Source organism: Desulfosalsimonas sp., assembly GCF_046483245.1.
In the GTDB taxonomy this organism is placed as follows: Bacteria; Desulfobacterota; Desulfobacteria; order Desulfobacterales; family Desulfosalsimonadaceae; genus Desulfosalsimonas.
Map to the genome: position 1 here is coordinate 24747 of NZ_JAWODO010000068.1, position 11208 is coordinate 35954.

Sequence of the window (11208 nt, forward strand, 5' to 3'; positions counted from 1 at the left end):
GCAGATTATCAGAACCGGAGTCTTAAGCAAAGCCGAATATGTCTTGCACATGCGGATTCGGGATCGGTTTCGCGCCGCAGGTGTATTTTCCTGCCGGCGGGCGGGTAAATTTTAGTTTCTTGACACGTCACTGGTAGTAGGATAAACTATTCGATCTAATTAAAAAAATAAAGGCTGGCTTGTGAAACACAAAGATTCAGATTGAGACAAAACGATTCAATAAAGGAGAGATTCATGGAAGATGATAAGGGCACCGGCAAAATCCGGATACTTCTTGTTGATGACGAGAAAGACTTTGTCGACACCCTTTCCCAGCGCATGCAGATGCGGGATCTGAGCGCGGATATCGCTTTAAACGGGGAAGAGGCCCTCGAACAGCTCAACAGGCAATCTCCGGATGTGATGGTTCTTGATCTGCGCATGCCCGGTGTGGACGGAATGGAGGTGCTGCGCCGGGTCAAAAAGGAACACCCCAACGTGCAGGTTATCATGCTCACCGGGCAGGGATCGGAGAAAGACGAAATCGAGGCAAGGCGTCTGGGGGCGTTTGATTACCTGGAAAAGCCGGTCAACATTGACACCCTGGTTTCCCGCATTCGTTCAGGCGTCTTGCTTGTGGTGGGAAATGAGGACCGGTTTTCCGATCGTCTCATTGATTATGCCCTGGAAATGGCCGAGCGGATGTCTTACCGGCTTGTGGCCTTAAGCCCGGCGCCGTTTCCGGAGTCGGTGCTCAACCGGGACCCCATGCCCGAACGGGTCAGCGAGTTTGAGCAAAGCGCCCGGCAAAACGCGGAAACGTTTGCCAGGGCGGCCAAGGAAAAAGCCATTCCCTTTGAACACGTGATCCGCTACGGACAGCCCGAGGCCGCGGCCGAGCAGGTGGCAAAGGAATACGGCAATGTCGAATTTGTGGTATCCGAGCCCACAGATCAGCAGCTGTCGGGTCAGGCCCCGGACAGGTCCGGAAAACAGCTTTATGTCTACAGCGTGGCCTGAAATCTTTTTCTAAATCCCCGAGCGAGCCCGAACCAGAGGGAAAAAGGAGAAACCATGGAGTTTCATTTTATCAGAGGAGTGGTGCTGGTCCTGTTTGCGGCAGTGCTGTGTTTCATCTACCGGCACGAGAATAAAAAGGGATAGCCCGCATACCCGGCTCAACCAGATAAAGAAAGGATCGGTTTTCAATGACGCCTGAAATGCTGCTGACCATGATTGTTTTGGTATTCGTAATTGTCCTTTTTGTTTTTGAATGGGTCCGGGTGGATGTCGTGGGTATCCTCATGATGGTCCTGCTGCCGCTTCTCGGCTTGATCTCCCCCAAAGACGCCTTTGTGGGCCTGAGCAGTAATGCCGTGGTATCCATTATTGCCGTGATCATCATGGGCGCCGGCCTGGACAAGACCGGCGTGATGAACCAGGTGGCCAGCCCGATCATAAAGATTGCCGGCAAGAGCGAAAGCCGCATCATTACATTTATCGGCGGCACAGTGGGTGTGATTTCGGCCCTGATGCAGAATATCGGGGCTGCTGCCCTGTTTCTGCCGGCAGCCCAGCGCATTTCCAAGCGTATCGGCATTCCGGTTTCCCGTATTCTGATGCCCATGGGATTTTGCGCCATTATCGGCGGTACCCTGACCCTGGTGGGCGCCAGCCCCACGATTCTGCTAAACGACCTGATGACCATCGGCGGGGAAAAGCTTGAGCCCTTTGGCCTGTTTACCCAGACCCCCATTGGTCTCTGCCTGCTGATCTCAGCCATCCTTTATTTCATTGTCTTCGGCCGGTTTATCCTCCCGGCCAGCAAGGGTGAAAGCGATGAAGGTGTCACCAACGCCCTGATGCAGGCCTACCGGGCCTTTGAGACCATTTATGAGATCCATATTCCGGAAGATGCGAAAACCACGGGTACCCTGGCCGATCTCGGGGTGCAGACCCGGTACCTGGTCACGACGGTGGCCGTGGCGCACGCGGCTGAAAAAGATAAGAATTTCGTGCCCAGAAGTTCAGAGGAACTTCGGCCCGGAGATGATCTGGCGGTGGTGGGCCGGCGCAAAAACGTCATGAAAATGGCCGATGAAATGGGCTGGGAAGTAAAGGACTCACTGGAGTCTTTTGCCGAGGCCCTTTCCAGAACCAGTGCGGGCATGGCTGAAACCATTGTTTCCCCCAGGTCCGAGCTCATCGGCAAGACCATGAGCGAAGTGGATTTCAAGACTATTTACGGAGTCACGCCCCTGGCCCTTTTCAAGGGCAACCGGATTTACTATTCCGGTTTAACCCATATCACGCTGAGCATGGGCGACACGCTTTTGCTGTTTGGGCCCTGGGACCGCTTTCACATCCTGAAAAATCATCCCCAGCCCAGATCCCTGACCTTTTCCACGCCCCTTGAAGGAGAGATCCTCCGGCCGGAGAAAGCCAAGCTGGCCCTGGTATGGCTCGGGGTGGCCCTGCTGCAGGTGGTGTTTTTAAAAATGCAGCTTTCCGTGGCCCTGATGTCCGGGGCCCTTGGTATGATCATTACCGGAGTATTGAAAATCGATGAGGCCTACAGCGCCGTGGACTGGATGACCGTGTTTCTGCTGGCGGGCCTGATTCCCCTGGGCATGGCCTTTGAGCAGACGGGTACTGCGGCTTATATTGCCGAAGGTGTGCTCGGGGTGCTCGGCGAGCCCGCACCCATCGTGCTTCTGGGGGTAATCGGCCTGATGACCTCATTTTTTACACTGGTGATCTCCAATGTCGGGGCAACCGTTCTGCTGGTGCCGCTGTGTATGAACATGGCCATGATGGCCGGGGGTGATCCGCGGATGGCAGCATTGGTGGTGGGACTGTCGGCCTCCAACACCTTTGTCCTGCCCACTCATCAGGTCAATGCGCTAATCATGCGGCCGGGCAGTTACCGAACAGTGGATTATGCAAAGGCCGGAGCCGGCATGACGGTTTTGTTTCTTGCAGTGGAACTTGCGGTTCTGTACTTCTTCTACGGCATTTAAAAAAATCGATGACACTTAAAAAACCCGGCCCTGAATCAGGGGGTCGGGTTTTTTACGTAAAAAGCTGAAAAAGCTTTGTGTATGTGCATCCAGGCTGTGGTCTTACTTGTCTTCCAGCGCCGACCACGGCGAAGTGCTGTAGCGCTCGGTTTTGGCCGCCCGGATCCGCTCTTCCTGCTCGGCTTTTCGCTGATAGGCGTTGTGGATTTTTTTCACCAGCTCTTCGGTGTCACAGGGCTTCATCAGGTAATCAAACGCGCCCTGCTTCATCCCGTCAATTGCCGATTCCACCGTGGCATGCCCGGTTAACATGATGACCTCGGTCAGGGGACGATGATGCTTGATTCGCTTTAGCACCTCGTTTCCGTCCATTCCGGGCATTGCCACATCCAGGATGACAACATCATAGAGATACTGCCGGATGTTTTCAACCGCCTCCTCGCCGCTGAAGCAGACGCTGACATCATAGTCCCGGATTTTCAAGCGTTCCGAGAGCTGTTCAACAAACTGCTGCTCATCATCAACAAGCAGTACCCTTGTTTTCATGGGATTCCTCCTGTGAACTTAAAGATGTATCGGGTCATGTTTCGTTTTTGTATGATTATAATCTTACATTAATTTTTGTTTTTTCCCTTGTCTATAATTTTAATGTCTGTTTTAGGGGCGTTGGCTTTCGTCGGAATGTTTAACCGCATATGCGGATTCGGTTTTTTGCTGGTATGCTTTTTGGATGCTTTGCACCAGGGTGTCCACACCAACGGGTTTCTGCAGATAATCAAATGCCCCGAGGCGCCTGGCTTGTTCCTCATCCTTATAGGATCCGTGACCGGTCAGAATGATCACCTGGGCTTCCGGGTTTGTCTTTTTTACGCGTTCCAGGACCTCCATGCCGTCGAGTCCGGGCATGCGCAGGTCAAGCACCATGACATCGGGCACCCGGGTTTTTAAGGTTTCCATCGCCTTTTGGCCGTCAAAAGCAACGGATGCGTCAAATCCACGCATCTCCATCCGCTCCGAGAGAGTTGTGACAAATTCCTCTTCATCGTCGACCAGAAGGATCCTTATGGTTGTTTTGCCGTTTACTTCTCCGGCCATTACAAGGTTTCCTCCTTTATTTCAAAATCAGGTAAAAACGAAGATCATCAGTATTGCACTTCAGCTCTGCATTCAATTGTTCTACCGTGTTTTCCAGTTCGCCCCATGCATTGCTTTGCCGCAGCCCGGTGAAAAATTGTTCAGGCGAAGGCGCCTGCTTACCGGTGCAGGCGATTTCTGCAGCGGCATTTTCATCCTTTTTGACCGAAATCAGGCGGATTTCGCATTGGGCCGGCAGAACCGAAAGACAGGCGTCCAGGCTGTAGAACAAAACCATGTAGAGCAGCAGGGGATTGGTGGTGATTTTGATCTCCTGACCATTCTGGCTGTCTGCCTGCAGGGTGATGTTTTTGAGCCGGGCAAAGCGTTCTGTGAGCGTGCAGAAATGAACCATTGTTTCACCCAGTTCCAGTTCCGCGCTGTTGTGATCCGGCGCGTGCGCAAAGCGGTTGAAACGGGAGGCCATCTCCATTCCCCGCTGGAGCTGGTTTTTGATGGTGTTCATGGAGTTGTTGAATCTTTCCTGGTACTTGTCCTTGGCCAGGGGGGAAATGGCCATGATGTCTTCCATGAGCCCGGCTGATTCCTGTATGATGGCCAGAATATTTTTGAACTCATGGGTCAGGTTGGCTGTCATTCTGCCGAAAAAGGCCAGTGTTTTCTCAGTTTCCTGGTTCATTGGGTCCCCTTTTCTGCTTGGCGGGGTTATGCTGAGGTTTTTCCAAGCGCTTCATGAATTTGTGAAATCAGTTCTTCTATATCCAGGGGTTTCATCAGGAAATCAAAAGCCCCCTGGTTCATACCCTCCATGCCCTCCTTGGTTGAGCCCTGACCGGTGAGCAGGATGATCGGCATATCCGGATTGGCTGATTTGATTTGTTTCATCACCTCCAGGCCGCCGATGCCGGGCATCATCAGGTCCAGCACGATGAGGTCAAACGCTTTGTCCTGAACCATGAAAAGGGCCTGATCTCCGGATATGGCAATGCTGGGGTCAAATCCCCGCATTTCCAGTCTTTCGGCCAGTGTGGTCACAAATTCTTCCTCGTCGTCGACCAGCAGCACCTTGATTGAATCATTCATTTTCCATTTCTCCGGGGGGCGTTTTGGGCAGAAAGATGGTAAAGGTGGTTCCCTGGTCTATTTTGCTATCCACCTTGATTTCTCCGCCCAGTTTTTTAATGATACCGTAGGTGATCGACAGGCCAAGGCCTGTGCCATATCCTTTTTTGGTGGTAAAAAATGGTTCAAAAATCTGCCGCATGGTTTCTTCGGTCATGCCGTGGCCGTTGTCCCGGATGGCAAGGGCCACGGTCTGGTCATCTTTTTCCCAGGTGGACAAAACGATTTGTCCGCCGTCTTCGACCGCGGCAAATGCGTTGGTCAGGATATTGAGAATGACCTGCTGCAGCTGGCCCCGGTCAGAGGAGATTTTCGGGATTTGTTCGTCAAACTTAAACTCGATGTTTAAGTTGCGATGATGGGCTTCCTTTTCAAGAAACCCCAGGGTGTCCCGGAGAACCTCGTTGACATCGAGCATTTCATACTGCACCCCGATGCGTCTGGCAAATCCGAGCAGACGGTGGGTGATATTGCGGCACCGGTCCACGGACTGCAGGATTTGGGAGACGCCGCGCATGAGCTTTTCCTTGTCATGATGCCTGTCATGATCCACCAGATCCTTTAAAAGCCCGGCTTTTTCGTTGATAATGGCCAGTGGGTTGTTGATCTCGTGGGCCACGCCTGCCGCAAGCCGGCCAATGGAGGACAGCTTCTGGGTGTATTCAAGCTCCCGGAAGGCAATGACGCGCTTTTCATCGGCCTCCCGGATCCGTTTGACCAGCAGGTGCGTGGAGCCGAAGATCACCAGAAAGATGGCAATGACGCTTGCCACAAACATATACGACATTTCCTGCTTGAGCGTGTGCCAGGGTTGAAAAATGTTGGCCTGGGGCAGGATCATGACCAGGGTGAAGTCGTATTTGATCAATCGGGAGTATACCATGACGATTTCCCGGCCGTCCGGGTCGGTCAGCTCCCTGACATGGGTACCGGAATTGCCTGAGGGGATTTTCATGGGAAATTGGTCCAGGACCTTTCCGTAGTTCCGGGAATCGGACTGCAGAACACCCTTGCTGTTGACGATAAATGCGTCCGTGATGGGATCCATTCCCATGGGGCTGATCAGGTCCTCGAATTTTTTGGTATCCATGGTGGCCCGCAGGATCCAGGATTCGCCCTGGTCGTTTAAATTCTGAACGGCCATGGCGATATGCGGCAGGTCCCGGTAACCCATGAAGACATCGCTGATGTAAACCCCCCGCACCCGGGCCTCATTGAACCATTGTTGGTTGGAATAATTTTTGTTCAGCAGGTCATAGGGGCCTGTGTAAGCGACCTTGGTGCCGTCGTTGTTGACAATGCCAAGATCCACATATCCGCCGTATTCTTCCCGGAGAATCCGGAAAATTCGGTGCAGTGTCGCCTGGCCGGACAGGATTTCATAGGAATAGCTCGAGGAGATGAAGTGGATGGCAGAAAGCCGCTCTTCGAGAAACAGCTCAAAGGAATGGGCCGCCTTTCCGGCAATGGCGCGTATGGGCTTGATGCGTTCGGATTTGATGTTTTTTTGGTACTGCATGGCGTTGGTGGCCGCCATAACCGCCAGCGGAATCAGGGTCACGGCCAGCATCAAAAAAATGATATTGCGGCGAAGGCGCCGGTAACGCCTGGGCATTTCTTTTTTTTCTTCATCCCTTTCAAACATCTGCCGGCACAGATCCCACCATTTTTTCATTTTATCGGCCATCGGATCCGCTCTCCCCTTGCTGGCCGATAATGGCGCCAGGGTAAAGTTTGTTTTTCAGCAATTGCTTCACTCCTTGCTCCCACGAGCCGATAACGGAATCATAGACACGGATGCGCTTCCAGTTCAGGTATTGATAATACTGATCTTCAATGCCCCCGCAGATCACCGTGTCCACATCTTTTGTTAAAACCATGTGGCACAGTTTCTCCGCGGAAACCTGGGCCAGGACCACGATTTTTTTTTCCCACGTCCCGTCATGATCTGCTGAAACAATGGCGGCTTCCGATGCCAGGTCAAAACGGGGCGCCACTTCGTGTCCGTACAGGGGTATGAGGATTTTCCGGGACATGGATTTTGTCCTGATCTTGGATATTGAAATGGTATTGAACTTTTTAAAAATAGCACAACCGCAGGGCAGGTGTCCAATAATTTCCCCGCCCGCCGGGCCTGTTTCATCCTACTGGATCTGATACTGCTTGATTTTTCTCCACAGGGTGCTTCTGCCCCATCCCAGCAAGGCTGCGGCCTTGTTGCGGCGGCCGCCGGTCCGGACAAGGGCGTCGATGATCATCTGCTTTTCGGTTTCAGCCCATGTGGCCGCCCCTTCGGGGGCGGGCTGAAAAGAGCCGGAAACAGTCCCTATCGGCTCCTTCCAGGACCGGTTGTCATGCTCCATGCGGCCGGCTGCCGGCAGGATGCTGCCGTTGAGATAGGCGGGAAGATCCGCTGGGGTAATTTGCTGCTGCCGGCAAACATTGACCGCATATTTGATGATATTTCGCAATTCCCGCACATTGCCCGGATATGTGTGGGAATTGAGCAATTCCAGGGCCTCAGGGGCCGGTCCCTGGATGTCTTTGCCAAAGGCGGTACTGAATTGGTGCAGAAAATGATCCGTGAGCAGGCCGATGTCATCTTCCCGCTGCCGCAGCGGGGGCAGGTGGAGGCGCACCATGCTGAGCCGGAACAGCAGGTCTTTGCGAAATGCGCCTTGTTCCGCCATCTGCTCCAGATTCCGGTGATCGCCTGCGATAACATGCACATCCACTTGAAAGCTCCGGGTCCCGCCCATGGGATAGACGGTGTTGTTGTCCAGAAGGTTTAACAGCCTTGCCTGCAGGGTCAAAGGCATATCCCCGATTTCAGCAAGGTACAGGGTGCCGTTGTGCGCCAGCCGGAACCGGCCCTGCCTGTTTTCGGTTGCGCCCGCAAATGCGCCTTTGCAGTGTCCGAACAATTGGGATTCAAGAAGGGTTTCGGGCAGGGCGCCGCAGTTGATTTTGACAAACGGCCCTCGTGCCCGCCCGGAGTTTTCGTGGATGGCCCTGGCGGCCAGGTCTTTTCCCGTGCCGGTTTCCCCGGTAATCAGCACCGGGGAATCATTTTTGGCGATCAGGGGCAGGGTGCGGAAGATGTTTTCCATATCCGGGCTTTTGCCGATCACCCCGGCAAAGCTAAATGCCGGATGCATTTGTGTCTCTGGCTGAGCTGCGGCCCGCATGTCCTCAATGGCATCGGCATAGCCCAAGCACCTGCCGCCGGGGTCAAAAAGCCCGATCATGGTGATGCGCACGTCAATGCGCTGTCTTTCCCGGTTGATCAGGTCGCTGTGCACGCACACCGGTCCGCTGTCCGGGGAAATTTTGGATACAGGACTGTCTTTGAGATAGGCACGGCTTCGCACAATATTGTGACAGGCAATGTTTTTTGCCTCTTGCGGGCCATAGCCGGTCAGGGCGGAAGCCGCCCGGTTCATGTACCGGATTCGCCGCCGGGTATCGAGCAGGATCAGGGCGGTGGGGATCTCTTCCAGAATGGCTTCGGCGGCGACCGGATGGTCAAACAACCCGGTAATCAGATGTGGGAAATGATCATCCAAAAAGCGATCCTCCCTGCGCCCTATGCTTTATGTTTCAGGGTATGGATGATGATCTGTTTTTTTTCTCCCATGCCGGTAAAGGCCATGCCCTTGTGGGAAAGATCAAATTCCTTTTCCGCTTCCATCAGAAATTCCATCATGGACATCCGGGCGATATCATGGGCCAGATAGGCCGTGCCGCCGGATCTGAGCTTTTTTTTGAGAATTTCGATGACCGGGTGTACGTCGGATTTTCGGTATATCAGCTCCGAGCCGCAGATGATATCCCAGGTTTCATGGGTATCGGGTTCATGCCAGTCAAGGGCCGAGACCCGAACGGTCTCAATTCCGTTGTGCAGAGCATTTTTCTCCATCAGTGCCAGGGCGTCGGGCTGATTGTCCGTGATGGTGACCCGGTGGCCGAAGGCGCCGAGAAACAGTCCGGTAATGCCCATACCTGCACCGATTTCCAGGATTTCCTGGTTTTTATCCAGCCCCGTATGAACCAGCCAGTCGGTGAGCACAATGCTGGCCTCCCAGATCTTTACCCAGAAGGGAAAATGTGCGATTTCCTGCCGGCCCTCTGCTTCGAGTTCGGAAATCAGGGGTTCAAGATTTTTAACGCACAGGATCTCCAGGCGCCGGCCTCCAATGGCAAGGGCCTTTGGCTCCAGTTCAATATTGGGGCGAAGCAACAGTTGCGTCATAACAGTCGTTTTGTTTGTTTTGGCAGAAAACAGGCTTTACACGACCCATGGCCGCGGCCCCTGCCGCGTGAAATTATAAGCGTTCGTGAAATTATAAACGTTGTTGATAAACAAGAGACCTTAATCTAAAAAGTCAGTAGCGGTCAAGCACATTCCGAATGACCCGGATCCGGAATGGTTGACATGGTCGTCCCGGTTCATTGAACAACGTGATCAAATGAATGGAGCAGGGTTTTGTCCCCGGCCACGGCTTTTGTCTTGATGGTGTATGTGCCGGGCGGATCAAGGGAGACATCAGCGCCGTAGCCGTCTGCCATGCCCATGGCCATGACCTTTTGCTGTTTTCCGTCAGGATCCTGGATCAGAAACCCGGTCTTGGCCCCGGTGACGGCATCGCCGTTCTGGTCCCGGATAAAGACCATCAGGTGGTGGGTAGCCTCGCTGTTGCTGCCGTGCTCCTTTAATGCCTGGCGCATGTCAATGAGTTTATAGGTCAGTTCGTGGTTATCCACGGCTGCCTGGTGGATTGTTTCCCCATCGCTGCCGTGCTGGGCGGCCGCAGGCGCGATGACCAGACAGATCAGCATCATTGGCGCGATCATAAAATGCATCAGTTTCTTCATAACGTTTCTCCTTGTTGGGTTGCAGGACTGGCTTCCTGGTTTATTGTTTTTCCTTGAGCTCATGGCGCTTCCAGATATCATAGACCGCCGGGATGATAATCAGGGTTAAAATGGTCGAGGAGATCAGCCCGCCCACCATGGGCGCGGCGATTCTCTTCATGACCCGGACCCCGGTTTCGGTGCCGATCATAATGGGCATCAGGCCGATTAAGGTGGTGGCCACGGTCATGAGCTTGGGCCGCACGCGTTCCACCGCCCCTTCGATGATCGCGCCCTTCAAATGCTCGGTGGTCTGCATCTCTCCACGGTTCGCCCATCTTTTGTGGGCCTCGTCAAGATAGACCAGCATCACCACGCCGGTTTCCGCCGCCAGCCCGGCAAGGGCGATAAAGCCCACCACCACGGCCACTGAAACGTTGTAGTCCAGCAGGTAAAGCAGCCATACCCCGCCGACCAGGGCAAAGGGCAGCGATGCCATGACCACCATGGCCTCGGTGATGTTTTTGAAATGAATGTAGAGAAGCACGAAAATCAGCAGAATTGTTATGGGAACAATCAGGTTCAGGGTTTGTCTGGCCTTTTGCATGTATTCAAACTGCCCGGACCAGACCATGGAATAGCCTGTCGGTTTGTCGATGTTTTCGTCCACGATTTTGCGCGCCCGCTCCACATAGGTGCCCAGATCCACGTCTGCTATGTCCACGTATATCCATGCGGTTCTTCTGGCGTTTTCGCTTTTGATCATGGGCGGCCCTTTGCGGATTTCAAGGTCGGCCAGCTGGGCAAGGGGCACCTGGGCTCCGGTCGGCGTGGCCACCAGCACCCGCCTGAGCTGCTGCATATCGTCTCTTAACTCTCGTTTGTAGCGCAGATTCACGGGATAGCGCTCCAGGCCCTCCACTGTATAGGTGATGTTCATGCCGCCCACCGCGGTCATGATCACTTCCTGGACATCATCGACAGTCAGGCCGTATCGGGCGATTTCATGGCGCCTGATGTTAAAATCCAGGTAATTGCCGCCGGTTGTGCGCTCGGAATAGACCGACAGGGTTCCCGGAATATCGCGCACCACCTGTTCAATGCGGGTGCCCAGCTCGGATAGCACCTCCAGGTCCGG

Annotated in this window: 12 protein-coding genes; 2 read left to right on the plus strand and 10 right to left on the minus strand. The window is 53.8% G+C overall.

Annotated elements, in window-relative coordinates; genetic code table 11:
* Positions 1-234 precede the first annotated feature (234 nt).
* Together R6U41_RS06625 and R6U41_RS06630 are read left to right on the plus strand one after the other, a co-directional pair.
* Positions 235-999 carry a response regulator gene (locus R6U41_RS06625; protein WP_410269045.1) on the plus strand — a complete coding sequence of 255 codons (765 nt, stop codon included), beginning with the start codon at positions 235-237 and terminating at the stop codon, positions 997-999.
* 188 nt (positions 1000-1187) lie between these two features.
* A complete protein-coding gene (locus tag R6U41_RS06630) occupies positions 1188-2999 on the plus strand; it encodes an SLC13 family permease (protein WP_410269046.1) in 1812 nt (603 codons plus the stop codon).
* A 102-nt stretch (positions 3000-3101) separates the two neighbouring features.
* Here R6U41_RS06630 and R6U41_RS06635 read toward each other — a convergent pair whose 3' ends face one another.
* The 10 genes from R6U41_RS06635 to R6U41_RS06680 form a co-directional block, all read right to left on the minus strand.
* Positions 3102-3545 (minus strand): sigma-54-dependent transcriptional regulator, encoded by a 444-nt coding sequence (locus R6U41_RS06635; RefSeq protein ID WP_410269047.1) that lies wholly within the window; start codon positions 3543-3545, stop codon positions 3102-3104.
* A 111-nt stretch (positions 3546-3656) separates the two neighbouring features.
* Positions 3657-4094, minus strand: a complete 438-nt coding sequence (locus R6U41_RS06640; RefSeq protein ID WP_410269048.1) for a response regulator — start codon at positions 4092-4094, stop codon at positions 3657-3659.
* Between the two features lie 16 nt (positions 4095-4110).
* Entirely contained in the window at positions 4111-4773 is a 663-nt protein-coding gene (locus R6U41_RS06645; protein WP_410269049.1) for a hypothetical protein, read from the minus strand.
* 26 nt (positions 4774-4799) lie between these two features.
* Positions 4800-5177, minus strand: coding sequence for a response regulator (locus tag R6U41_RS06650; RefSeq protein WP_410269050.1), 378 nt, complete (start codon positions 5175-5177; stop codon positions 4800-4802).
* Entirely contained in the window at positions 5170-6903 is a 1734-nt protein-coding gene (locus tag R6U41_RS06655) for an ATP-binding protein (protein WP_410269051.1), read from the minus strand. Before R6U41_RS06655 ends, R6U41_RS06650 begins: the two co-directional genes overlap by 8 nt.
* A complete protein-coding gene (locus tag R6U41_RS06660) occupies positions 6893-7252 on the minus strand; it encodes a NifB/NifX family molybdenum-iron cluster-binding protein (RefSeq protein WP_410269052.1) in 360 nt (119 codons plus the stop codon). The genes R6U41_RS06655 and R6U41_RS06660 overlap by 11 nt, the downstream gene beginning before the upstream one ends.
* Before the next feature lie 108 nt (positions 7253-7360).
* Complete coding sequence (locus tag R6U41_RS06665) at positions 7361-8782, minus strand: sigma-54 interaction domain-containing protein (RefSeq protein ID WP_410269053.1); 1422 nt, start codon at positions 8780-8782, stop codon at positions 7361-7363.
* A 20-nt stretch (positions 8783-8802) separates the two neighbouring features.
* Positions 8803-9468 carry a class I SAM-dependent methyltransferase gene (locus R6U41_RS06670; RefSeq protein WP_410269054.1) on the minus strand — a complete coding sequence of 222 codons (666 nt, stop codon included), beginning with the start codon at positions 9466-9468 and terminating at the stop codon, positions 8803-8805.
* A gap of 197 nt (positions 9469-9665) precedes the next feature.
* The gene (locus R6U41_RS06675; protein WP_410269055.1) at positions 9666-10091 is read right to left on the minus strand and encodes a hypothetical protein; all 426 of its coding nucleotides are present in this window, start codon (positions 10089-10091) and stop codon (positions 9666-9668) included.
* Positions 10092-10131: 40 nt separating this feature from the next.
* On the minus strand, positions 10132-11208 hold a 1077-nt coding region (locus tag R6U41_RS06680), incomplete at its 5' end, for an efflux RND transporter permease subunit (RefSeq protein WP_410269056.1).